General features: G+C 58.6%; 23 protein-coding genes and 1 tRNA gene. 23 read left to right on the top strand and 1 reads right to left on the bottom strand.

Translation table 11 applies throughout. The features are described from left to right. Positions 1–86: 86 nt before the first annotated feature. The 19 genes from SCT_RS07295 to rlmD all read left to right on the top strand — a co-directional run bounded on the left by SCT_RS07295 (position 87) and on the right by rlmD (position 18145). Positions 87–959 carry a prephenate dehydrogenase/arogenate dehydrogenase family protein gene (locus tag SCT_RS07295; protein ID WP_059421036.1) on the top strand — a complete coding sequence of 291 codons (873 nt, stop codon included), beginning with the start codon at positions 87–89 and terminating at the stop codon, positions 957–959. An 85-nt stretch (positions 960–1044) separates the two neighbouring features. After that, a complete protein-coding gene (gene aroA / locus SCT_RS17490) occupies positions 1045–2349 on the top strand; it encodes a 3-phosphoshikimate 1-carboxyvinyltransferase (protein ID WP_059421034.1) in 1305 nt (434 codons plus the stop codon). 6 nt (positions 2350–2355) lie between these two features. Continuing rightward, positions 2356–3093, top strand: a complete 738-nt coding sequence (gene cmk / locus SCT_RS17485) for a (d)CMP kinase (RefSeq protein WP_305809666.1) — start codon at positions 2356–2358, stop codon at positions 3091–3093. Between the two features lie 109 nt (positions 3094–3202). Then, positions 3203–4921 carry a 30S ribosomal protein S1 gene (gene rpsA / locus SCT_RS07280; protein WP_059421032.1) on the top strand — a complete coding sequence of 573 codons (1719 nt, stop codon included), beginning with the start codon at positions 3203–3205 and terminating at the stop codon, positions 4919–4921. 26 nt (positions 4922–4947) lie between these two features. Beyond that, a complete protein-coding gene (locus SCT_RS07275; protein WP_059421030.1) occupies positions 4948–5229 on the top strand; it encodes an integration host factor subunit beta in 282 nt (93 codons plus the stop codon). A 93-nt stretch (positions 5230–5322) separates the two neighbouring features. Continuing rightward, positions 5323–5595, top strand: a complete 273-nt coding sequence (locus SCT_RS07270) for a lipopolysaccharide assembly LapA domain-containing protein (RefSeq protein WP_059421028.1) — start codon at positions 5323–5325, stop codon at positions 5593–5595. Positions 5596–5642: 47 nt separating this feature from the next. Then, a complete protein-coding gene (gene lapB / locus SCT_RS07265; RefSeq protein ID WP_059421026.1) occupies positions 5643–6842 on the top strand; it encodes a lipopolysaccharide assembly protein LapB in 1200 nt (399 codons plus the stop codon). A gap of 2 nt (positions 6843–6844) precedes the next feature. Next, complete coding sequence (gene pyrF / locus SCT_RS07260) at positions 6845–7552, top strand: orotidine-5'-phosphate decarboxylase (protein ID WP_059421025.1); 708 nt, start codon at positions 6845–6847, stop codon at positions 7550–7552. Continuing rightward, the gene (locus tag SCT_RS07255) at positions 7549–8871 is read left to right on the top strand and encodes a UDP-glucose/GDP-mannose dehydrogenase family protein (RefSeq protein WP_059421023.1); all 1323 of its coding nucleotides are present in this window, start codon (positions 7549–7551) and stop codon (positions 8869–8871) included. The genes pyrF and SCT_RS07255 overlap by 4 nt, the downstream gene beginning before the upstream one ends. A 77-nt stretch (positions 8872–8948) precedes the next feature. Continuing rightward, entirely contained in the window at positions 8949–9884 is a 936-nt protein-coding gene (rfaE1, locus tag SCT_RS07250; protein WP_059421021.1) for a D-glycero-beta-D-manno-heptose-7-phosphate kinase, read from the top strand. Positions 9885–9894: 10 nt separating this feature from the next. Continuing rightward, positions 9895–10890 (top strand): ADP-glyceromanno-heptose 6-epimerase, encoded by a 996-nt coding sequence (gene rfaD / locus SCT_RS07245; protein WP_059421020.1) that lies wholly within the window; start codon positions 9895–9897, stop codon positions 10888–10890. A 58-nt stretch (positions 10891–10948) separates the two neighbouring features. Then, positions 10949–11329 carry a ComEA family DNA-binding protein gene (locus SCT_RS07240; protein ID WP_059421019.1) on the top strand — a complete coding sequence of 127 codons (381 nt, stop codon included), beginning with the start codon at positions 10949–10951 and terminating at the stop codon, positions 11327–11329. 145 nt (positions 11330–11474) lie between these two features. Continuing rightward, a complete protein-coding gene (locus SCT_RS07235; protein ID WP_059421016.1) occupies positions 11475–12455 on the top strand; it encodes a GGDEF domain-containing protein in 981 nt (326 codons plus the stop codon). Continuing rightward, positions 12448–13335 carry a cysteine synthase CysM gene (cysM, locus tag SCT_RS07230; protein WP_059421012.1) on the top strand — a complete coding sequence of 296 codons (888 nt, stop codon included), beginning with the start codon at positions 12448–12450 and terminating at the stop codon, positions 13333–13335. The genes SCT_RS07235 and cysM overlap by 8 nt, the downstream gene beginning before the upstream one ends. A gap of 9 nt (positions 13336–13344) precedes the next feature. Then, on the top strand, positions 13345–15345 hold the full coding sequence (locus tag SCT_RS07225; protein WP_059421010.1) for a hypothetical protein: 2001 nt from the start codon (positions 13345–13347) through the stop codon (positions 15343–15345). 18 nt (positions 15346–15363) lie between these two features. Further along, positions 15364–15549 carry a hypothetical protein gene (locus SCT_RS07220; protein ID WP_009206165.1) on the top strand — a complete coding sequence of 62 codons (186 nt, stop codon included), beginning with the start codon at positions 15364–15366 and terminating at the stop codon, positions 15547–15549. A gap of 9 nt (positions 15550–15558) precedes the next feature. Beyond that, positions 15559–15981: a YdbL family protein gene (locus SCT_RS07215; RefSeq protein WP_059421007.1), complete on the top strand. Its 423-nt coding sequence runs from the start codon at positions 15559–15561 to the stop codon at positions 15979–15981. Beyond that, entirely contained in the window at positions 15981–16754 is a 774-nt protein-coding gene (locus SCT_RS07210) for a 3'-5' exonuclease (protein ID WP_059421407.1), read from the top strand. The genes SCT_RS07215 and SCT_RS07210 overlap by 1 nt, the downstream gene beginning before the upstream one ends. Positions 16755–16846: 92 nt before the next feature. Continuing rightward, the gene (rlmD, locus tag SCT_RS07205; RefSeq protein ID WP_059421005.1) at positions 16847–18145 is read left to right on the top strand and encodes a 23S rRNA (uracil(1939)-C(5))-methyltransferase RlmD; all 1299 of its coding nucleotides are present in this window, start codon (positions 16847–16849) and stop codon (positions 18143–18145) included. A gap of 45 nt (positions 18146–18190) precedes the next feature. Here the strand turns inward: rlmD and SCT_RS07200 are convergent, their stop codons facing one another. Further along, the gene (locus SCT_RS07200) at positions 18191–18880 is read right to left on the bottom strand and encodes a Bax inhibitor-1/YccA family protein (RefSeq protein ID WP_059421003.1); all 690 of its coding nucleotides are present in this window, start codon (positions 18878–18880) and stop codon (positions 18191–18193) included. A 108-nt stretch (positions 18881–18988) separates the two neighbouring features. On the opposite strand from SCT_RS07200, the gene SCT_RS07195 reads away from it, so the two are divergent. The 4 genes from SCT_RS07195 to SCT_RS07180 all read left to right on the top strand — a co-directional run bounded on the left by SCT_RS07195 (position 18989) and on the right by SCT_RS07180 (position 22537). Beyond that, positions 18989–19076 (top strand) — tRNA-Ser (locus tag SCT_RS07195). Between the two features lie 101 nt (positions 19077–19177). Beyond that, positions 19178–19450 carry a hypothetical protein gene (locus SCT_RS07190; protein WP_059421002.1) on the top strand — a complete coding sequence of 91 codons (273 nt, stop codon included), beginning with the start codon at positions 19178–19180 and terminating at the stop codon, positions 19448–19450. Positions 19451–19531: 81 nt separating this feature from the next. Continuing rightward, a complete protein-coding gene (locus SCT_RS07185; RefSeq protein ID WP_059420999.1) occupies positions 19532–21841 on the top strand; it encodes a Tex family protein in 2310 nt (769 codons plus the stop codon). A gap of 39 nt (positions 21842–21880) precedes the next feature. Beyond that, positions 21881–22537, top strand: coding sequence for a pentapeptide repeat-containing protein (locus SCT_RS07180; RefSeq protein ID WP_059420997.1), 657 nt, complete (start codon positions 21881–21883; stop codon positions 22535–22537). Positions 22538–22981: the final 444 nt, after the last annotated feature.

Genomic DNA, 22981 nt, shown 5'->3' with positions numbered 1-22981 from the left:
CGATGAACGCCGATTAACCCATCAACGCGCCAGTCCGCGTTTATCCAAGTCGCCTAGAGGCGCCTATTTTTGGCCAGGCGTTTGACATGGGTTTCCAGCTTAATAAACTCGTCATTTTTGGCGTCGGACTGATCGGCGGATCCTTCGCACTGGCCTTGCGCGAGTCTGGAGCGGTGAAGGAAATCGTCGGCGTCGGACGTACTGCGGGAAATCTGGCGGAGGCACTGCGTCTTGGGGTGATCGACCGGGCTGCGGTTGACGCTGCCAGCGCGGTGCAAGATGCAGATCTGGTGATGCTGGCCGTCCCGGTCGGGCAGATGGCGGCGGTGATGGCATTGATATCTCCGCATCTGTCGGCGCAGACCGTCGTCACCGATGCCGGCAGTACCAAATGCGATGTGGTGGCGCTGGCGCAGCAGCATCTGCAGGGTCACCTTGCGCGCTTCGTGCCAGCCCACCCGATCGCCGGTGCCGAAAAGAGCGGAGCGGCTGCCGCCAGTGCCGGGCTGTACCGGGGCCGCAACGTGGTGATTACGCCCATGTCCGAGATCAACCCTTCGGCAGTGCGCACGGTGCGTGCCCTATGGGAGGCCTGCGGGGCGACGGTCAGGGAAATGACACCGCAGGCCCATGACAAGGTCTTCGCCGCGGTTTCCCATTTGCCGCACCTGCTGGCGTTTGCTTTGGTCGAGGACATCGCTTCGCGCACCAACAGCGAGGAGCTGTTCAGCTATGCCGCCGGTGGTTTTCGCGATTTCACCCGGATCGCCGGCAGTTCGCCGGAAATGTGGCGCGACATCTGCCTGGCCAATCGTGCTGCGTTGCTCAAGGAGCTCGAGGTTTACCAGGCGCAGCTTGACCGTCTGCATGCCATGCTGGAGCAGGGTGATGGGGCGGGTTTGGAGCAGGTTTTCAGCCATGCCAGTACGGTACGCAACAAGTGGATAGCAAAACAATAAAAACCCTGAACCACAGAGACATGGAGAAAATTGAATGAAAAACTCTGCCTTTGTGCTTCTGTGCCTCTGTGGTTAGGACTCTAAAATGGAATATATCGATCTTTCTCCCATTCCCCGTGTCAGCGGCACCATACTGTTGCCCGGGTCGAAAAGCATTTCCAATCGCACCCTGCTGCTGGCGGCTCTGGCCGAGGGCGTCACTGAGGTCAAGGCCCTGCTCGCCTCCGACGACACCCAGCATATGTTGGCTGCACTCAAGCAACTGGGCGTCAACTGGGTGCAGCACGACGGCAGCCGGGATTACCGGGTGGAGGGCGTGGGCGGCGAGTTTCCGGTGAAGTTGGCCGATTTGTTTCTGGGTAATGCCGGCACTGCCTTTCGTCCGCTTACTGCCGCTCTGGCGCTGTCTCACGGCGAATACCGATTGAGTGGGGTGCCGCGGATGCACGAGCGGCCGATCGGCGACCTGGTCGATGCGTTGCGCCAGCTCGGTGCGGATATCGTCTACCTTGGCAACGATGGCTATCCGCCGCTTGCTGTCAAGCCGGCAGCGATCCAGGCGTCAGGCCGGGTCCAGGTGCGCGGCAACGTGTCCAGCCAGTTCCTCACGGCACTGCTGATGGCCGCTCCGCTGGCGCGGCAGGAGGTGACCATCGAGGTGATCGGCGAACTGATCTCCAAGCCGTATATCGAGATTACGCTGAATTTGATGCGCCGCTTCGGTGTCGAGGTTGAGCGCCAGGGCTGGCAGGCGTTCACCATCCATGCCGGTCAGACGTACCTCAGCCCTGGCGTGATCCACGTCGAGGGAGATGCTTCTTCTGCCTCCTATTTCCTGGCTGCTGGTGCGATTGGCGGTGGACCGGTGCGGGTCGAAGGCGTGGGCAAGTCCAGCATCCAGGGCGACGTGCGCTTCGCCGAGGCGCTGGCGCAGATGGGCGCCGAAGTTTCTATGGGCGACAACTGGATCGAGGCGCACGCCCCCACGAGCGGGAAACTCAAGGCTCTCGATCTCGACTGCAACCATATCCCGGATGCCGCAATGACCTTGGCGATGGCCGCCCTGTTCGCCGACGGTACGACCACCCTGCGCAACATCGCCAGCTGGCGGGTCAAGGAAACCGACCGCATCGCCGCCATGGCGACCGAGCTACGCAAGGTCGGCGCAACCGTGGAGGAAGGGCCGGACTACATCCGTGTTACCCCACCTGACGCTTCACGCCTCACCTCTCACGCCAGCATCGACACCTACGACGATCACCGCATGGCGATGTGCTTTTCTCTGGTGGCGTTAGGCGGCGTGCCGGTCAGGATCAACGACCCCAAGTGCGTTGCCAAGACTTTCCCGGATTATTTCGAACGCCTGAGCTCAATTGCGAAAACGACCTGAAGAAAAATGATGATGACCAGCCCCGCATCGCTCACTCCTCACCCCTCACCTGAAATCCCGGTCATCGCCATCGATGGCCCCTCCGCGTCCGGCAAAGGCACGGTGGCACAACTCGTCGCCCAGGCGCTGAACTTTCACTATCTCGACAGCGGCGCCTTGTACCGGTTGCTGGCCTTGGCGGCAGGTCGGCACGGCGTGTCGTTCGACGAGGAGGAGGGTTTGGTGCGCTTGGCGGAAGGGCTGGTCATCCGTTTCGAGGGCAATGAGGTGTGGCTGGATGGCGCGCAGGTGGGAGATGCGATTCGTACCGAAGAGTGCGGCAACGGGGCTTCGCGTATCGCTACTTATCCCCGGGTGCGTGCGGCACTGCTGGATCTGCAGCGTGCCTTCCACAAGTCTCCGGGGCTGGTTGCGGACGGCCGCGACATGGGGTCGGTGGTGTTCCCTGGGGCGATGCTCAAAATATTTCTGACCGCTAGCGCTGAGGTGCGGGCTGATCGCCGGTATAAACAGTTGAAGGAAAAAGGAATGCATGCTAATATTAGACAGATTTTGCATGACATCAGGCAACGCGATGAGCGCGACAGCGCGCGGAGTGTGGCCCCATTGCAAAAATGTGCGGATGCCAGCCTGCTGGATACTAGTTCCATGACCATTGTCGAAGCGGTGGACGAGGTGCTGACCAGGTTCAAGCAGGTTCGTGTCCGAATAGGCGCCTCAAGCTCCAACAGTTTTGTCGGTTGAAACATTTCTTTCGCTGCCGCGGCATGTTTCCCTTTTCAGGCTGTTAGAAACTTCTGGCGGGTGATAACTAACCCCGTTGATTGACGGGCTTTTTCAGGTTTTTTAAACAATGACTACTGCTTCCCCTTCTGTTTCACCATCCACTGAAAGTTTCGCCTCTCTGTTCGAAGAGAGTTTGTCCCACCAGGAAATGCGCGCCGGCGAGGTGATCACCGCCGAGGTCGTGCGTGTCGATAACGACAGCGTGGTGGTTAATGCCGGCCTGAAATCCGAAAGCGTCATTGACGCCAACGAATTCAAGAACGACAAGGGTGAAATCGAAGTGAAGCCGGGCGATTTCGTCAAGGTTGCGATCGAAATGCTGGAGGATGGCTACGGTTCGACCAAGCTGTCGCGCGAGAAAGCCAAGCGCGTCGCCGCCTGGCTGGATCTGGAAGCCGCCATGGAAGAGGGTACGCTGGTTAGCGGTATGGTCAATGGCAAGGTCAAGGGCGGACTGACCGTGATGGTCAATGGTATTCGTGCCTTCCTGCCGGGTTCGTTGGTGGATATTCGTCCGGTCAAGGACACTACCCCCTACGAAAACAAGGAAATGGAATTCAAGGTTATCAAGCTGGACCGCAAGCGTAACAACGTTGTGGTTTCGCGCAAGGCAGTGCTGGAGCAGAGCCTGGGCGCAGAGCGTCAGGCACTGCTGGGCAACCTGAAAGAAGGTATGGTCGTCAAGGGTATCGTCAAGAACATCACCGACTACGGCGCGTTCGTGGATCTGGGTGGTGTTGACGGTTTGCTGCACATCACCGACCTGGCCTGGCGCCGCGTCAAGCATCCTTCCGAAGTGCTGGCTGTGGGTGATGAAGTTGAAGCCGTGGTGCTCAAGTTTGACCAGGAGAAGAACCGTGTTTCCCTGGGCGTCAAGCAGCTGGGTGACGATCCTTGGGTCAATCTGTCCCGCCGCTACCCGCAGGGCACCCGCATGTTCGGCAAGGTCACCAACCTGACCGACTACGGTGCATTCGTCGAGATCGAGCAGGGCATCGAAGGTCTGGTGCACGTCTCCGAAATGGACTGGACCAACAAGAACGTGCATCCGGGTAAGGTGGTGCAGTTGGGCGACGAAGTCGAAGTCATGATCCTGGAAATCGACGAAGAGCGCCGCCGCATCTCCCTAGGCATGAAACAGTGCAAATCCAACCCTTGGGATGATTTTGCCGTTACCCACAAGAAGGGTGACAAAGTCTCTGGCCAGATCAAGTCCATCACCGACTTCGGTGTGTTCATCGGCCTGCCTGGCGGCATCGATGGCTTGGTGCACTTGTCCGACCTGTCCTGGAACATGCCGGGCGAAGAAGCCGTGCGCAACTACAAGAAGGGCGATGAAGTCGAAGCCATGGTACTGGCGATTGACGCCGAGCGCGAGCGCATCTCCCTGGGTATCAAGCAGATGGAAGGCGATCCGTTCACCAACTACGTTGCCATGAACGACAAAAACAGCATCGTCAAGGGTATCGTCAAGTCGGCAGATGCCAAGGGTGCAGTCATCACGCTCGACGGCGAAGTGGAAGGCTACCTGCGTGCTTCCGAAGTGTCTCGCGACCGTGTCGAAGACATTCGTACTCACCTGAAGGAAGGCGACGAAGTCGAAGCCAAGATCATTAATATCGATCGCAAGAACCGCAATATCAACCTGTCCATCAAGGCCAAGGATATGGCGGACGAGGCTGATGTGATGCAGAAGATGTCGGCTAGCGATACCGGTGCTGCTGGCACCACCAACCTTGGGGCGTTGTTGAAGGCCAAGATGGATACTAAGCAAACTGGCCAATAACAATCAAACCTCGGAAGGTCAAGCTTATGACAAAATCGGAGCTTATTTCGAAGCTGGCAATGCGTTACTCGCAACTGGTAACAAAGGACGCTGAGCTGGCGGTGAAGACGATCCTCGACGCAATGGGCGATAGCTTGTCCCAGGGCGAGCGGATCGAGATCCGGGGATTCGGCAGTTTTAGCCTGAATTACCGGCCACCCAGAGTTGGTCGCAATCCCAAAACCGGCGGCAAGGTGAGCGTGCCTGAAAAGTACGTGCCACACTTCAAAGCCGGCAAGGAATTGCGCGAGCGGGTTGATGCCAGTTAAAGCGGGCAAGTTGGGTTACTGACTAACCGTAAGGCAAGGCGGCATAATCGAAAGATCATGCCGCCTTTTTATTGTTTTAATGATTGAGAAATAATGCGCTACTTGTCCTGGTTGTTTGGTTTCGTTCTGTTCCTGCTGGCCTTGGGCTTTGCAGTGAAGAACAGCGACACCGTCGTGGTCAATTATTATTTGGGGTACCAGTGGCAGGCGCCGCTGGTTCTGGTGCTGCTGGTGTTTCTCATCGCCGGTGTTGCGATCGGTGTGGCGGCCAGCCTGGGTTTCATCTTCAGGCAGCGACGCGAGATTTTTTTCCTGAAGCGGGAAATGCGGGCCAGGGCGCAGGCGGACAAGAGTGATGAGGAATGAGTGATACTCATCTTATTCCTCCTACCCATTACTCATAACAAATAAAGATGGAATTCGAATACTGGTGGCTCCTGACTTTCCCGTTGTTTTTTAGCCTGGGCTGGATGGCGGCGCGGATCGATATCAAGCATGTCCTGTCGGAATCACGCAGGCTGCCCGCTTCCTATTTTCAGGGGCTGAACTTCCTTCTCAACGAGCAGACCGACAAGGCGATCGAGGCTTTCATCGAAATCGCCAAGGCCGATAACGAAACAGTCGAGTTGCAATTTGCACTCGGCAGCCTGTTCCGCCGGCGCGGCGAGGTGGAGCGCGCCATTCGCATGCACCAGAGCCTGCTGGAGCGCAACGACCTGGAAGAGGAAAAGAAACTGACCGCGATGAACGAACTGGGTCAGGATTACCTGAAAGCGGGCTTGCTGGATCGTGCCGAGCAGGTCTTCAGCGAGTTGCAGCAAACTCGCTACTCTAGTGGGGCGCTGAAATACCTGCTGGAAATCTATGTGCTGGAAAAAGACTGGCTCAAGGCAGTCGAGGCGGCGCGCAGGCTGGGCGAGATTTCCAGCCGCTCCTACCAGATCGAGATCGCACATTTTTACTGTGAACTGGCGGCCAGCGAGATTGCCCATTCCGACCATGCCGCGGCACGCGAGCATCTGGATGAAGCGCTGCGGGTGAATCGCGACAGCGTGCGCGCCAACATTCTGCATGGCGACATTGAAATCGCCGAAGGGCGGCACGAGGCTGCGATCCAATGCTGGAAGCGAGTCGAAACGCAAAATCCGGCACACCTCGCTCTGGTGGCAGAGCGCCTTCTGGCGAGCCATCGTACGCTTGACCGGTTTGCCGAAGGCATGGATCTGCTGCGCGGCTACCTTGCTCGCTACGGCTCGCTGGATATGCTGAACGTGATCTTCCAGGCAGTACTGGAAACCGAGGGGCCGCAGGTCGCCTACCAATTGGCGCGCGACGAGTTGCGACGTAATCCCAGCATGCGCGGCCTCGACCGGCTGCTGGAGGCGCAACTGATGGAAGCCCCTGCCGAGCGCAGGCAGGATTTGCAGCTGGTGCATAATTTAATTCATCAGCATTCCGCCGGACTGGCGTTGTATCGCTGCGAGAACTGCGGTTTCAGAGCGCGCCAGTATTTCTGGCATTGCCCTGCCTGCGGTAAGTGGGAAACCTATCCTCCGCGTCGTAGCGAGGAAACCGAAGTGCTGGTTAAGGCCAGTATGCAGGACTTAATGTAATCATGAACAATCCCAAAATCATCGTCGCTCTCGATTTCTCTGTGCAGAAGGACGCACTGGCGCTGGTGGACAGGCTCGATCCCAAACTGTGCCGGCTCAAGGTCGGCAAGGAAATGTTCACCGCCTGCGGCCCGGTGCTGGTAGAGACGCTCATCCAGCGTGGATTCGAGGTTTTCCTCGATTTGAAATTCCATGATATCCCCAATACCGTGGCAAGCGCCTGCAAGGCAGCGGCCCAGCTTGGCGTGTGGATGGTCAATGTCCATGCGCTGGGCGGGCGACGCATGATGGAAGCTGCGCGTGTAGCCCTGGAAGACGTGGCCTCACGGCCCAAGTTGATTGCGGTGACCGTGCTGACCAGCATGGGCCAGGCGGATTTGAATGAACTGGGCATACCCGGCGAACCGCGAGATACCGTGCTGCGGTTGGCGAAGCTGGCGCAGGCCAGCGGTCTGGATGGGGTGGTGTGTTCCGCGCAGGAGGCACAGCCGCTGCGGCAAGAACTGGGGGCAGATTTTTGCCTGGTGACGCCCGGAATTCGTCCGGCGAACTCCTCGCAGGACGACCAGGTGCGGATCGTTACGCCGCTGGAGGCAATCCTCCTTGGCTCGGATTATCTGGTGATCGGCCGGCCCATTACCAAGGCGGCCGATCCCCTGCAGGTTCTACAGCAAATCAATCTTGACCTTACTAGTGGAGAAAAACAATGAAAGTTAGCGTGATCGGCACCGGCTATGTCGGCCTGGTGACAGGCACCTGCCTGGCGGAAGTGGGCAACGATGTATTGTGCCTGGACGTGGACGTGAACAAGATCAATATCCTCAAGCAGGGCGGGATCCCGATTTATGAGCCGGGTCTGGAAGACATGGTGAAGCGCAACGTGGCCGCAGGCCGTCTGCGCTTCACCACTGACATGGCCGAGAGTGCAAGGCACGGCACTATCCAGTTTATCGCCGTAGGCACGCCGCCGGACGAGGACGGCTCCGCCGACCTGCAGTACGTGGTTGCCGCGGCTCGTGCCATCGGCCAGAACATGCAGGAATACAAAGTGATCGTGGACAAGTCCACGGTGCCGGTGGGAACTGCCGACAAAGTCCGTGTCGCAGTTCAGGAAGAGTTGAGCAAGCGCGGTACCCAGCTCGAATTCAGCATCGCATCCAACCCGGAATTCCTCAAGGAAGGTGCGGCAGTGGATGACTTCATGCGTCCCGACCGCATCGTCCTCGGTGCCGAGGATGCCCGTGCCGTGGAACTGATGCGCTCGCTGTATGCACCCTTCAACCGCAACCACGACCGCCTGATCGTGATGGACATCAAGTCCGCCGAACTCACCAAGTATGCCGCCAACGCCATGCTCGCCACCCGCATCTCGTTCATGAACGAGCTGGCGTTGCTGGCCGAGAAAATGGGCGCCGACATCGAGAACGTGCGCCACGGCATCGGCTCCGATCCGCGCATCGGCTACCATTTTCTCTATGCCGGCTGTGGCTATGGCGGTTCCTGTTTCCCCAAGGACGTGCAGGCCATGCAGCGTACCGCCAAGGAATACGGCAGCGAGCTGCGTATCCTGAATGCCGTGGAAGTGGCTAACGAGCGCCAGAAGGAAGTGCTGCTCGACAAGATCACCGCCAGATTCGGGGACGACCTCAGCGGCAAGAATATTGCTCTCTGGGGCCTTGCATTCAAGCCCAACACCGATGATATGCGTGACGCCCCCAGCCGTGTGCTGATCAAGGGGTTGTGGGAGCGTGGCGCTACCGTGACAGCCTACGATCCGGTGGCGATGCATGAGGCCACGCGAATTTTTGGCAACGATCCTCGCCTGAAACTGGTGGATACACAGATGGCGGCCCTGGAGGGGGCGGATGCACTGGCCATCGTCACCGAGTGGCAAGTGTTCCGCGCGCCGGATTTCGCCGCGCTCAAAGCCAAGCTCAAGAACCCGGTGATCTTCGACGGCCGCAATTTGTACGATCCGAAGGATGTGCGTGCCCATGGGGTCGAGTATTTCGGCATCGGGCGGTTGTAAATAACGTAATGGGTGAGGAGGGATGGGTGATGAAAACCTCAGTCCATCACCCATTGCCCATGACTCATTGCTAATCTATGAAATTACCTAACTTCGAAAATGCCCGCGTCCTGGTCGTGGGTGACATCATGCTCGACCGTTACTGGTTTGGCGAGGTGAGCCGTATCTCGCCCGAGGCGCCGGTGCCGGTGGTGCACGTAAGTCGCACCGAGGAGCGGCCGGGTGGCGCCGCCAACGTGGCTCGCAATGCCACGGCGCTGGGTGCCAGGGTTTCCCTGCTGTCGGTGGCGGGCAAGGACGAGGCGGGTGATAGCCTGGCCCGTCTGCTGCATAACGAGAACGTCAACGTGGTGCTGCACCGCGACGCGGGTCTGGATACCACCATCAAGCTGCGCGTGATCGGGCGGCAGCAGCAGCTGCTGCGTATCGATTTCGAGACTCAGCCAAGTCACGAGGTGCTGCTCAGCAAGCTGGCGGATTTCGAGAAAATGCTGGCCGACGCCGATGTGGTGATCCTGTCGGATTACGGCAAGGGTGGGTTGACTCATATCAAGCAAATGATAGCGCTGGCCAACCTGGCAGGTAAACCGGTGCTGGTCGACCCCAAGGGCGATGATTACGCGCGCTACCAGGGAGCCACCTTGTTGACGCCTAATCGGGGTGAATTCCGCGAAGTGGCGGGGAGCTGGAAAAACGAGGAAGAACTGGCGAAGAAAGCACAGCAACTGCGTCAAGAGCTCGATTTGCAGGCGCTGCTGGTGACTCGTAGCGAAGAAGGAATGACGCTCTACCGCGAAGCAGGCACGGTACATGAACATGCCCTGGCACGAGAGGTTTACGACGTCAGCGGCGCAGGCGACACCGTGATCGCCACCTTGGGCGTGATGATGGCGGGCGGCGCCAGCCTGCCGGAGGCGGTGCGCGTCGCCAATCTTGCTGCCGGCATCGTGGTCGGCAAGCTCGGCACCGCGGTGGTGAGCCGTGAAGAACTGATTGCAGAATTGAATAAATAAAGGATAAGCCATGTACTACATCGTTACCGGCGCGGCCGGCTTCATCGGCGCCAACCTCGTCAAGGGTCTGAACGACCGCGGCATCACCGACATCATCGCGGTGGACAATATGAAAAAGGCTGACAAATTCAAGAATCTGGTGGATTGCGAGATCGCCGATTATCTGGACAAGGAGGATTTCCTCGATCTGTTCCTCGATGGTGCATTCGAGGGCGAGGTTGCCGCTGTATTTCACGAGGGTGCCTGCTCCGATACCATGGAGACCGACGGCCGCTACATGATGGAGAATAACTACCGCTATACCGTGTCGCTGCTGGATTATTGCCAGAACGAGGATGTGCCATTGCTGTACGCTTCCTCGGCCAGCGTTTACGGCGGCGGCACGGTGTTCAGCGAGTCGCGCGAGCACGAGGGACCGCTCAACGTCTACGGCTATTCCAAGTTCCTTCTCGACCAGTACGTGCGCCGCATGTGGCAGCACAAAACCTCGCAGATCGTCGGATTTCGCTATTTCAACGTGTATGGACCGCGTGAGCAGCACAAGGGGCGCATGGCCTCGGTCGCCTTCCATTTCTTCAACCAGTACCAGGCCGAAGGCAAGGTCAAGCTGTTTGAAGGCTGCGATGGCTATGCCAACGGCGAGCAGCGGCGAGATTTCGTGTCGGTGGAGGATGTGGTCAAGGTCAACATGTGGTTCCTCGATCACCCCGAGCAATCCGGCATCTTCAACCTCGGCACCGGCAGCAGCCAAACTTTCAACGACGTGGCAGTTGCGGCCGTGAATTCATGCCGCAAGGCCAAGGGCGAAGCGCCGCTTGGCCTGAAGGAGATGCAGGCGCAGGGGTTGGTCGAATACGTCACCTTTCCCGAGGCGCTCAAGGGCAAGTACCAGAGCTTCACCCAGGCGGACATTTCCGCGCTGCGCACGTCAGGCTATAATGAGCCATTCCTGACCGTGGAGCAGGGTGTGGAGCGCTATGTGGGTCATCTGCGTCAACGCGCGTAGCGCTACGGCGTTAAGAGGGTTGCAAGTCTGTTTTGTTAATCAACCCAAGGGGATTTTCATGAAAAAACTGTTTCTTATCCTGATCGCCTGTTTAGCATTTGTTACTGCTGCTTTTGCCGGTCCGGTCAATCTGAATACCGCCAGCGAATCTGAACTCGATACTCTGAAGGGCGTCGGTCCGGTGAAAGCCAAAGCGATCATGGACTATCGCGTCAAGAATGGCCCGTTCAAGTCGGTGGATGATCTGGAAAAGGTGCCAGGTTTTGGCAAAAAGACGGTGGACAGTCTGCGCGCCGACCTGACGGTGAACGGTGGTGCTACACCCTCCAAGGCTGAAAGAAAGGCCAAACCGGAAGCCAGGAAGGAAGCGGTGCCAGCCAAGGCGGACAACAAGGCTGCCAAGAAAGATGACATCAAGAAAGCTGCTGACAAGAAGTAATTGCTACCGAAGCATTACTAAAACAGCCCCGCTTGCGGGGCTGTTGTTATTTGCGGGGTATGTTTGAGTGTTTCGGGCAAATGCTTTAAATTGAACAAATTGGTATTAAATAGAAAGTGAGCTGCGTTTGTCTGATGCAGGAGAAATGCTGATTCCGTCCTGGGCGATGGGCCTTCATGCCATAGCCATAGCAGTGCTGGATGAGGAAGGCGGGGTTGTCGAGTTCAATCAGGGTTTTCTTTCCGTAGCAGCGGAAGCGAAGACGGAGGGAGCCGGCGTGCGCCTGGCCAAGCCGGATAGGGCAGAGCTCAGCCGGGCAGAAGTCAGGCTGGACGGCAAGGCATACAGCGGACCTATCGTCCTTGCGGGTTTGTCGGATGGCTGGGGTGCTCTGTCCGGCAGCATCTACCGTACCGGATCAGGATGGCTGCTCGCCGCCGAGGTGGGCATTTCGGCTTTCCCCCAGCTCAATGGCGTGATCGATCGGCTGGGCAGGGAACTGGAGGATACGGAACGCACTCTAGCGCGACGCAATCAGGCGCTGCAAAAAGCACTGGAGGAGGTCGAAACGCTCAAGCGCCAGGACACCCTGACCGGTTTGGCTAACCGCAGAAGCCTGGATGACCGTATCGCCGAAGAAATCGGCCGATGGGAACGGTATCGCCGCCCGCTGGGACTGATATTGATGGAGATGGATGACTTCGGCGGGGTCAATGAAAACTACGGCCGTGAAGTGGGGGATGAACTGCTGCACCATGTAGCGACGGTTATCACTCACTCGGTGCGCACCACCGACTTGGCAGCACGCTACGGCGGATTGGAGTTTGCCATGCTGCTGCCGGAAACCAACGAAATGGGCGCGCTGATTGTGGCTGAACGGCTGAGAATGGAGCTGGAAGGGCAGTTTATCCTGCCCATGACACGCCCTCTGACCGCCAGCTTTGGTGTAGCCATGCTGTTACCGGGGGAAAGCCGCCAAGAGTTGTATGCCAGGGCTGGGCGGGCGGTTGGGTATTCCAAGAAAAACGGCGGGAATTGCGTGACCATGGCGGGTGTAATCAGCGAATGCGACCAGCTATATGGGGTTGCTCCACAAAGCACACAAGGAACAGGCAAGAATGTTTAAAAGCATCGAGGAATTCGTTGGCAATACGCCACTGGTGAAGCTGAAACGATTACCAGGCAATACCGGCAACACCCTGCTGGTCAAACTGGAAGGCAACAACCCGGCCGGTTCGGTCAAGGACCGGCCGGCGCTTTTCATGATTCAGCAGGCAGAGGCGCGCGGCGAGATCAAGCCGGGCGACACCCTGATCGAGGCGACCAGCGGTAATACAGGCATCGCCCTGGCGATGGCGGCGGCGATGCGCGGGTACAAAATGGTACTGGTGATGCCGGAGCATATGAGCATGGAGCGGCGTCAAGTGATGCGCGCCTTCGGCGCGGAAATCGTGCTGACGCCGAAGGAAGGCAGCATGGAAGCCGCGATCGACGCGGCCAACCGTTTGCGCGACGAGGGTCGGGGGATCATCCTCGATCAGTTTTCCAACCCGGACAACCCGCAAGCCCATTACGAGGGCACCGGCCCGGAAATCTGGCGCGACACTCAGGGAAAAATCACCCATTTCGTCAGCAGCATGGGCACCACCGGCACCATCATGGGCTGCTCGCGCTACCTCAAGGAACAGAATCCGGACATCCAGATCATCGGCGTTCAGCCGTCCGAAGGCTCGCAGATTCCCGGCATTCGCAAGTGGCCTCTGGCCTATCTGCCGAAAATCTGCGATTTCAAGCGAGTGGACCGGCTGATCGAAGTCGGCCAGCAGGAGGCCGAGGAAATCACGCGCCAGCTGGCGGCGGAGGAAGGTATTTTCGCCGGCATCTCGTCCGGCGGCGCATTGGCGGCTGCGCTCAGAGTGTCGGCGGAAACCGAAAACGCAGTCATCGTGTCCATTGTGTGTGACCGGGGTGACCGCTACCTCTCCACCGGCGTTTTCCCGGCCTGAATCTACGGAATGAAGTCTTCCTGGCCGTGGGCTCTGCCTGTCCGAGCCCTGATTCTGTTCGCGTTGCTTTCTCCCGTTGTCCAGGCCGGGCAAATCACGCTGAGCGTCGACGACATCTCTTCACCCGCTTTTCACGCCAAGGCGATTAGCGCCACGCTGGACGGCCCGGATTTTTCCCGTTTCGAGGCGCGCATCGGGGAGCTTTCCCTGCGTGATCGGACATGGCGCAAGGTGCGCCTGACCTGCGTAAAGACACAATGGAATAATGGCGTGATCCGCTGCGACCAGGGCGAACTGGATCTGGGTGAAAAGTTGCCGATACGCTTCGTTTATCAGCAGCAGTCAAAAACGCTGGGGCTGACTCTGGATTTTCCTCATGGTGAGACTTGGCAGCTTGGCTCGCAATGGGGCAAGCCCGGCTGGAAAGTCCGGATAGAGGCCCGCAACGGGCAGGTCATGCGGCTGGCCGGATTTCTGCCGCAGGGTGGTATTCGACCCACTGCGGGAACGTGGAGTGGCAGCATCAGCCTGGACGGCAGCCGTACTGGGTTGGGAAGCGTCATTGCCGATGCGGTGTTCAAGGATATTGCTTTTGCCGATGCCAGCGGACTGCATGCCGGCGAGAAAATTGGTGGCGGGGTGCGATGCGATGCGTCGCGCCGGAAAGACAGCTGGCTATGGCGGGGCGAGGTGGACTGGAAGTCCGGCGAGGCCTTCTGGCAGCCGCTTTATTTTGCCGATGGTGGCCATCGTTTTGCCGGGCAGGGCAGCCTGGAAGCGGACACGTTGCGCGTCAGCCAGGGCAACCTGCGGTTGGCGGGAGTGGGAGAGGCTCAGCTTTCAGGTGCATGGGGCACAGCGGGCCGGGGCCTGACGGATTTCGATCTTAAGGCGGCGGGCATCGACGTGGCCGGGCTGTATAAGGTGCTGCTCAAACCTTTTCTGGAAAAAACCGCCTTCGCCAAGCTGCAGGCCAAGGGCGCCGCCGATCTGGCGTGGCTCTACCGCGACGGCGTGACCACCGACTTCGACCTGAACCTGCGCGCTGCCGAATTCGTCGACGAGGACCAGCGCTTCGCGCTGCATGGCATGAGCGCCCATATTCCGTGGTCGAACAAGGAAGAGCGTCAGGCGGAGCTTGGTTTCCGGAGCGGTGAGGTTTTGCGCCTGGCTCTGGGCGAAACAAGGGTGCCGCTGACGACGAGAGGATGGCAGATCATCACACCCGACTTTTCCATTCCGCTGCTTGATGGCAGGATCAATGTCGATGGCTTCACTGCCAGCCGTATCGATGGCGCCTGGCAGTGGCGCTTCAGCGGGGGCCTCGCGCCTGTTTCGATGGAGCGTTTCAGCGAGGCATCGAAACTGCCGCTCATGCATGGCACGCTGTCCGGCATCATCCCCGCCGTCAGCTATGCCGGCGGCAATCTCAAGGTGGATGGCGCCTTGTTGTTCAAGGTGTTCGACGGTACTGTCGTGGTCAAAGATCTCTCGCTGTTAGAACCTTTCGGTCGCGTTCCACGCCTGTCGGCTACTCTCGACATGCGTAACCTTGATCTCGATCTGCTGACAAGTGCCTTTTCCTTCGGCAACATGCAGGGGCGCATCGACGTTGCGGTGGCTGGGCTGGAGCTGTCGAACTGGCGTCCGGTGAAGTTCGATGCCAAAGTGGCAAGCAGCCCCGGAAACTATCCGAAGAAGATCAGCCAGAAGGCAGTGCAGAGCATTTCGTCTCTGGGTGGCGCCGGGGCGGCCGCCGCGATACAGCGCAGCTTTCTGAGCTTCTTCGAGCAGTTCGGTTATGACCGGATCGGCCTTTCCTGCGTGCTGCGCAATGGGGTGTGCATGATGGACGGTGTCGAGCCGGCGCCGCATGGCTACGTTATCGTGAAGGGCGGCGGCATACCGGCGATCAGCGTAATCGGTTACAATCGCGAGGTGAGTTGGGACGAGTTGCTGGAGCGGCTGAAGCGGGTCACCCAGAAGAATGTGAAGCCGGTTATCCAGTAAAGAAGCAAAGGAGATTTAATGAGAACATTACCCATGGCTATGGCCGTGTTGCTGGCTGCGACGGTTTCGGCGTGCGTCACCATCAACATCTATTTTCCCGCAGCGGCAGCAGAAAAGGCTGCCGACAAGATCATTGATGAGGTGTGGCAGCTGAAGAAACAGGGCGAAGCACCGGCACCGGCCAAACCGGACGAACAGAAATAGGAGGTCACAATGTACAGCCAGATTCTTCGTTTGTGGATGCTTGTTGCTCTGCTGTGGATGCCTTTTCTGGTATTTGCCGCAGCCGACCTTGAAATCAACACGCCTGCCATCGGCAGCCTGAAAATGACCATGCAGCAGCGTCATGACCAGCTTGCCGGCCACTATGCCAGCGGCGCGGTCGGCCTGACTCACGACGGCCTGATTGCGATGCGCGATGCTGCCTTGGTGCCGCTGGCGCAACGGCAGGCGGTGAACGGCCTGGTTGCGGCAGAGAACCAGGATCGCCAGGCCCTGTATCGCGAGATTGCACGCGCCAACGGCCATCCGGAATGGGAGGAGGAGATACGCACCACCTTCGCCCAGCGCTGGGTGCAGAAGGCCGCGTCGGGATGGTGGCATCAGAATCACGCCGGGGCATGGGTACGAAAATAGTGACCCCCGTTCTGGTATTCGATATTGAAACAGTCCCTGACATCGAGGGGCTGCGCAAACTCAACGGGCTCGGGGATGAAATCGACTCGGCCCAGGTGGCGGAGATGGCCTTTCACCAACGCCGCCAGGTAACCGGCAGCGACTTCCTGCAACTGCACGTGCAGCGTGTGGTGGCGATCTCCTGTGCCCTGCGCGAGCGCGACAGCTTCCGCATCTGGTCGCTGGGCAACCCCGAGGACGACGAGGCAGAGCTGATCCGCCGCTTCTTCGAAGGCATCGAGAAATACACGCCACAGATCGTGTCGTGGAACGGCGGCGGCTTCGACCTGCCGGTGCTGCACTATCGGGCCATGATCCACGGCATCCAGGCGCCGCGCTACTGGGACATGGGCGAGGATGACCGCGAATTCAAGTGGAACAACTACATCAGCCGTTACCATAGCCGCCATCTCGACCTGATGGACCTGCTCGCACTCTACCAGCCGCGCGCCAATGCGCCGCTGGACCAGATCGCGCAACTGGTCGGCCTGCCCGGCAAGCTCGGCATGGATGGCTCGAAAGTCTGGGATGCGTTTCAGAACGGCGAGATCGACGGTATCCGCAATTATTGCGAAACCGACGTCGCCAATACTTACCTGGTTTACCTGCGTTTTCAGCTGATGCGCGGTGCATTGACGCGCGAGGCGTATCAGTCCGAGTGCGATCTGGTGCGCACCACCTTGAGCAAGTCCGATGCGCCGCACTGGCAGGAGTTCCTGGCTCTGTGGAAATGACTAATAAAATCTTTTGAACCGCAGCTGGAGTAAGGTGCGTCTCACGCATCTTTTGCACCGGTGCTGCACCCTATATTTACAGGTTTTTCAAATTGAATCCCAAGACCATCATTGAATCTCTCGACCACGAAGGGCGCGGTGTCGCCCATGTCGACGGCAAAACCATCTTCATCGAAGGCGCCTTACCCGGCGAAACGGTGGAGTATTCCACTTTCAAGAAGAAGCCCAGTTACGAGCAGGCCACGGCAACGAAAATCCTCAAGCCCAGCTTCATGCGCGTCACGCCGCGCTGCCCGAATTTCGGCCTGTGCGGCGGCTGCAGCATGCAGCACATGGAGGCCGGGGCGCAGGTCGCGGCCAAGCAGCGCGTCCTGGAAGACAACCTGTGGCATATCGGCAAGGTACGGGCGGAGGAAATGCTGCCCGCCATCTATGGTCCGCCTTGGGGTTATCGCCACCGGGCGAGGGTGTCGGTTAAATATGTGCGCAAGAAAGAGCGCGTTCTGGTCGGCTTCCATGAAAAACGCAGCAGCTTTATCGCCGACATGGAGACCTGCGAAGTGCTGCCTCCACGCATTTCCGCCCTGCTCATGCCGCTGCGCGCATTGGTCGAGCAGCTTTCCATCCGCGAGCGTTTGCCTCAGGTGGAAGTGGCGCTGGGTCAGGATGTCGACGTGCTGGTGTTGCGCATCATGGACCCGTTGAATGAGCAGGATGAAGCACTGCTGCGGGCATTCGCGGATCGGCACCGGGTCCAGTTCTTCCTGCAGACCAAGGGTCCCGAAACGGTGCACCCGTTTTATCCTTTGGATGCGCCGGAGCTCAACTACACCTTGCCGGATTTCGGCATCGTGATGCCGTTCCGGCCCACTGAATTTACCCAGGTCAACCCGGATATCAACCGCGTGCTGGTGCGGCGCGCAATCAACTTGCTCGACCCGAAGCCGGGCGAGCGCATCGCCGACCTGTTCTGCGGGCTGGGCAATTTCAGCCTGCCGATCGCCCGGCGCGGCGCCGACGTGGTGGGGGTCGAAGGCAGCGCCGCCCTGGTGCAGCGAGCGCAGGCTAATGCGGAGGTCAACAGGCTATCGGCGCGGGCACGGTTTGTCGAGGCGAATCTGTTTGAGACGGATGCCACCGGCCTGAAAAGATTGGGGCATTTCGACAAGATGCTGATCGATCCGCCGCGCGACGGCGCGGCTGAAGTGATCAAGTCACTGACGGAAGACGGACCGAATCGGATCGTCTACGTGTCGTGCAGCCCGTCCACGCTGGCGCGCGATGCCGGAGTGCTGGTGCACGATAAGGGCTATGCGCTGAAAGCCGCCGGTGTGGTCAACATGTTCCCGCATACGGCGCACGTCGAATCCATCGCCCTGTTCGAGAAATAAAAAAGGGCGGCCAATCGGCCGCCCTCTCATGATGCTGTGTAACGCTTAGTCGCGTTCGCCTGACAGTGCCATCAACAACTGCAACAGGTTGACGAACAGGTTGTAGATATCCAGGTAAATCGCCAGGGTCGCCATGATGTAGTTGGTTTCCCCACCGGTGACGACACGGCTCACATCAAACAGGATGAAGCCGGAGAAAATCAGTACGGCGATCGCGGAGATGGTCAGCTGCATCACCGGAATCTGGAAGAACATGTTGGCCAGCGAGGCGACGATCAGCAGGATCAGCCCGATGAACAGGAACTTGCCCATGAAGCTGAAATCTTTCTTGGTCACCGTGGCAAGGGTCGCCAGGGAGAAGAAGATCACGCCGGTTCCGCCTGCCGCTATGCCGACCAGCTGAGCGCCGTTTCTCAGATGCAGAGCAACTTGCAGGATCGGTCCGAGCATCAGGCCCATGAAGAAGGTGAGTCCAAGCAGGAGCGCGACCCCGAGGCCGTTGTCGCGGTTTTTGCTGATTCCCCAGAACAGGCCGAACATCACCGCCATCATGAGGATGAAGCCCATAAACGGGCTTTGCGCCATGAACGAGAAGTTCAGGTTAATGCCGATCACCGCGCCGATCACCGTCGGAACCATGCTCAAACCGAGCAGCATGTAGGTGTTGCGCAATACCTTGTTGGCCGAGAGGGCCAGTTCGGTTGTTTGTGACGTCACTCGCAGTTCAGGTTGCATTCAGTTAACTCCTCGTTACAAAAAAAGACATGAGTAAGACTACGCAATTCGGGTAAAAGTTTCAAGCACTGGTCAATATTGGTGGCAAACGGTATCATGACGGCCATTGGAAGGTTGGCCGAGTGGTTTAAGGCAGCAGTCTTGAAAACTGCCGATCTGAAAGGATCCGTGAGTTCGAATCTCACACCTTCCGCCAAGTTAATATCCAACGCCGTCAAGAAAAGTCCTCAGGCCCGTGTAAATACGGGCTGCTATATCGCCTTTCGTTACCAAGCAAGTCCAAGAGAAATCCCAATAATGTTTACGTTGCCCTCCATGTGGAACCTGATTATCTCGACCATCGTGTTCTTCATCGCTGCCTGGGCTATCCGTCGTTATCTGGATGAGCATGAAATCCCCAATGGCATGACACGCGGGATACTGGTGTTTGTATTCGCCTCCCTGGTGTCATGGGGTGCGGGAGAGGCGGTGGACTGGACCCAGGGGAAAACAGGGGAGCCGCAAGCGGCAGCGCAAACCTCAGCTGATCTGTCCCAACTGCTGAAGGCAGTCAGTCAGGCGCAACCGTGATTTCAGCGTGGCTCAGCCAATGCGACAGAACCCTGAAAAGAAGTTCAGAATAGCGCCTTTCTTCGCAACAGCCGGAACATCATGATTACCAGCATCACCCAACGCATCGCCCAGGAACTTTCCGTTCATCCCAATCAAGTCCAGGCTGCCGTCGATCTGCTCGACGGGGGGGCTACGGTTCCCTTCATTTCTCGCTACCGCAAGGAGGCGACTGGTAGCCTCGACGATACCCAGATGCGCAATCTGGAAGAGCGTCTGCGCTACCTACGCGAGCTGGAGGAAAGGCGCAGCGCCATCCTCAAAAGTGTCGCCGAGCAAGGCAAGCTCAGCCCGGAGCTGGAAAAGGAATTGCTCGACGCCGACAGCAAGGTACGCCTGGAAGACCTCTATCTACCCTACAAACCCAAACGCCGCACCAAGGCAATGATCGCCCGCGAGGCCGGCCTGGAACCGCTGGCTGAGGCGTTGCTGGCGGACCCCATGCAGGTGCCGGAAGAGGTTGCGCTGGCTTACGTCGATGCCGACAAAGGTGTGGCCGACGTCAAAGCCGCGCTGGAAGGAGCGCGCTATATCCTGATGGAGAAATTTTCCGAGGATGCCGAATTACTCGGCAAATTGCGCGAATACCTATGGGATAACGGCGTGCTCAAATCCACCCTGGTGGCAGGCAAGGAGACAGAAGGCGCAAAATTCCGCGACTATTTCGAATCCCGCGAACCGCTGAAAGCCATACCCTCGCACCGTGCGCTCGCGCAGCTGCGCGGGCGCAACGAAGGTTTCCTGCAACTGGCACTGGTACTGGAAGAAGACGAGCAGGCGCAGGGACGCGCCGCGCCGCCCAACCGCTGCGAACAGATGATTGCCCGACGCTTCAACATTGCCGACCGGGGGCGCCCCGCCGACAAGTGGCTGAGCGAAGCCGTGCGCTGGGCGTGGCGGGTGAAGATTTTCCTGCACCTCGACCTGGAATTGACCAACCGTTTGCGCGAAGCCGCCGAGGCCGAAGCGATCCATGTGTTCGCGCGCAATCTCCACGACCTGCTGCTCGCCGCGCCAGCCGGGCCGCGCACCACCATCGGCCTCGATCCGGGGCTGCGCAGCGGGGTGAAAGTGGCGGTGGTGGACACCACCGGCAAGCTGGTCGATTTCGCCACCATCTATCCGCACGAGCCCAAACGTGAGTGGGACAAGTCCGTTGCGGTGATTGCTGCGCTGGCCACCAAGCACCGCGCCGAGCTGATCAGCATCGGCAACGGCACCGCCTCGCGCGAAACCGACAAGCTGGCGAGCGAAGTGATCAAGCGTTACCCCGAACTGAAACTGCAAAAGCTGGTAGTGTCGGAAGCCGGCGCCTCGGTGTATTCCGCCTCGGAACTGGCGGCGCGCGAGTTCCCCGACGTTGACGTGACCATACGCGGCGCGGTGTCCATCGCTCGCCGCCTGCAAGATCCACTCGCCGAACTGGTGAAAATCGACCCCAAAGCCATCGGCGTCGGCCAGTACCAGCACGACGTCAACCAATACGAGCTGGCACGCGGCCTGGATGCAGTAGTGGAGGACTGCGTCAACAAGGTCGGGGTGGACGTGAATACCGCCTCCGCGCCGCTGCTGGCGCGCATCTCCGGGCTGAATGCCACGCTCGCCGGCAATATCGTGAGCTACCGCGACCAGAACGGCGCCTTTCCCAATCGCTCGGCACTGAAAAAAGTCCCGCGCCTCGGCGACAAGACCTTCGAGCAGGCCGCCGGTTTCCTGCGCATCATGAACGGCGACAACCCGCTCGACGCCTCCGCCGTTCACCCGGAGGCCTATCCGCTGGTGGAATGCATCGTCGCTCGCCTCAAGGTAGGCATCAAGGGGTTGATCGGCGACAGCAACACCCTGCGTCGCCTCGCCCCGACCGAATTCACCGACGAGAAATTCGGTCTGCCGACGGTGAAGGACATCCTCTCCGAACTGGAAAAACCCGGTCGCGACCCGCGCCCGGAATTCAGGACGGCGACTTTCCAGGAAGGGGTGGAAGAGGTCAAGGATTTGCAGCCCGGCATGATTCTCGAAGGCGTGGTGACCAACGTCGCCAACTTCGGCGCTTTTGTCGATATCGGCGTACATCAGGATGGTCTGGTACACATTTCGGCGCTGGCGCAAAAATTCGTCAAAGACCCCCACAGTATCGTCAAGGCAGGCGACGTGGTGCGGGTCAAGGTACTGGAAATTGACCTGGTCCGTCGCCGCATCGCGCTCACCATGCGCCTCAGCGACGATACTGCACCTGCTGCGTCGGCAGTGCGCAACGAACATTCACGCAAGCCACAGGCCAAACGCGAGCCGGCGCCTCAAGTTGGAGGCGCGATGGCAGCGGCAATGGCCAAGCTGCGCAAGGGTGGGTAATCCCGAAATCATGAACAGGTGTCTAGGGGTGGTTTCGTAATGCAGATTTTCGACCGTGACGCACTCGAGTCGGCGGTTCGCGACGGACGACGAACATTCACTGAATGCGATTTTTCCAATGCTGATTTGTCCCGATTGGATTTGTCGGCCATCGGGTTCTCCAATTGCGAGATCGCTGGGGCTAACCTGCGCGGAGCTAGCATTTGCGACAGCACCTGGATTGCGTGTAGAGGGGTCGGAGCAAGCCTGCATGCGACTGATTGCGGCGATGCAAGCTTCTTGCGGTGCAATTTCGCAAACACTGATTGGCGCGGTGCAAGGCTTTCGTCTGCATGCTTCGAAGACTGCAAGCTAACGGGCGCAAACTTCAGCGATGCTCGTCTGCTTGGCATCCATTTCGAGCGCTGCCTGCTCGTCAGCGCAATACTTCGGGGCGTGTCATTCCGTAAGAGTGAACTTATAGGGCTTGATTTCACCGACGCCGACCTTGGTGGCGCCGATTTCCGCGATGCCGTGTTAACGGAGTGCAGCTTGCGAGAGGCATCGCTACGGACAGCTTCGTTTCTCAATGCTGATCTGCGTGGATGTGATCTCGGCAGTCTAAACTTTAGTGACGCAGGGGCGTTACGTGGTGCAATTATCTCGAGCTCTCAGGCAACGGAGCTTCTCGGTGGTTTCGGTTTGACAGTGCTTTAGGCGGTTGCCTCATTGATATGCTACCTACTGTTTTTGCTTTTTTGAGCACACCAGGAAAAAGTGGAACCGGCTCTGGAATTGGGTGAAAGGGATTTATGGCGAAGGAGTTCCGAGCTGGGTGGTAGGTAACAGTCTCAAAAGTGCCATAAGCGGTCCTCCAAGCCATTCCCGAAAGCGGACCTTCATCATATGTAATCGCGCAACCCAACTGGGAGTTAGAATCTGGCGCATCACTGTTGTTGGACTGACAGGTATTATCCCAATCGCTCGAAATGAATAGCTGCTTCCTCTACTCCCCAAATACCCTTTGATATCCATGGATCGCGTATCCTGATGGATCAGGGGCTGTTCCTGTTGCGGTTGTTGATGAAGGCGATGCTTAATAGCAGAAATATGCAGCGTGAAATGTTTTCATGTTAAGAACACAGCTGTGTTTACCTGCTC

Origin of the sequence: Sulfuricella sp. T08, from assembly GCF_000971475.1 — a bacterium.
In the GTDB taxonomy this organism is placed as follows: Bacteria; Pseudomonadota; Gammaproteobacteria; order Burkholderiales; family Sulfuricellaceae; genus Sulfuricella.
Note: the sequence above shows the minus strand (reverse complement) of the source record. Positions and strands in the feature narration are given on the sequence as shown.

Coding starts and splice junctions, on each gene's coding strand:
- SCT_RS07220 (WP_009206165.1), top strand. CDS start 15,364: ATGAGAACATTACCCATGGCTATGGCCGTGTTGCTGGCTGCGACGGTT.
- SCT_RS07270 (WP_059421028.1), top strand. CDS start 5,323: ATGCGCTACTTGTCCTGGTTGTTTGGTTTCGTTCTGTTCCTGCTGGCC.
- SCT_RS07240 (WP_059421019.1), top strand. CDS start 10,949: ATGAAAAAACTGTTTCTTATCCTGATCGCCTGTTTAGCATTTGTTACT.
- SCT_RS07180 (WP_059420997.1), top strand. CDS start 21,881: ATGCAGATTTTCGACCGTGACGCACTCGAGTCGGCGGTTCGCGACGGA.
- rpsA (WP_059421032.1), top strand. CDS start 3,203: ATGACTACTGCTTCCCCTTCTGTTTCACCATCCACTGAAAGTTTCGCC.
- rfaD (WP_059421020.1), top strand. CDS start 9,895: ATGTACTACATCGTTACCGGCGCGGCCGGCTTCATCGGCGCCAACCTC.
- SCT_RS07275 (WP_059421030.1), top strand. CDS start 4,948: ATGACAAAATCGGAGCTTATTTCGAAGCTGGCAATGCGTTACTCGCAA.
- aroA (WP_059421034.1), top strand. CDS start 1,045: ATGGAATATATCGATCTTTCTCCCATTCCCCGTGTCAGCGGCACCATA.
- SCT_RS07185 (WP_059420999.1), top strand. CDS start 19,532: ATGATTACCAGCATCACCCAACGCATCGCCCAGGAACTTTCCGTTCAT.
- SCT_RS07225 (WP_059421010.1), top strand. CDS start 13,345: ATGAAGTCTTCCTGGCCGTGGGCTCTGCCTGTCCGAGCCCTGATTCTG.
- SCT_RS07215 (WP_059421007.1), top strand. CDS start 15,559: ATGTACAGCCAGATTCTTCGTTTGTGGATGCTTGTTGCTCTGCTGTGG.
- cmk (WP_305809666.1), top strand. CDS start 2,356: ATGATGATGACCAGCCCCGCATCGCTCACTCCTCACCCCTCACCTGAA.
- SCT_RS07255 (WP_059421023.1), top strand. CDS start 7,549: ATGAAAGTTAGCGTGATCGGCACCGGCTATGTCGGCCTGGTGACAGGC.
- pyrF (WP_059421025.1), top strand. CDS start 6,845: ATGAACAATCCCAAAATCATCGTCGCTCTCGATTTCTCTGTGCAGAAG.
- SCT_RS07190 (WP_059421002.1), top strand. CDS start 19,178: ATGTTTACGTTGCCCTCCATGTGGAACCTGATTATCTCGACCATCGTG.
- lapB (WP_059421026.1), top strand. CDS start 5,643: ATGGAATTCGAATACTGGTGGCTCCTGACTTTCCCGTTGTTTTTTAGC.
- cysM (WP_059421012.1), top strand. CDS start 12,448: ATGTTTAAAAGCATCGAGGAATTCGTTGGCAATACGCCACTGGTGAAG.
- SCT_RS07235 (WP_059421016.1), top strand. CDS start 11,475: ATGCTGATTCCGTCCTGGGCGATGGGCCTTCATGCCATAGCCATAGCA.
- SCT_RS07295 (WP_059421036.1), top strand. CDS start 87: ATGGGTTTCCAGCTTAATAAACTCGTCATTTTTGGCGTCGGACTGATC.
- rfaE1 (WP_059421021.1), top strand. CDS start 8,949: ATGAAATTACCTAACTTCGAAAATGCCCGCGTCCTGGTCGTGGGTGAC.
- SCT_RS07200 (WP_059421003.1), bottom strand. CDS start 18,880: ATGCAACCTGAACTGCGAGTGACGTCACAAACAACCGAACTGGCCCTC.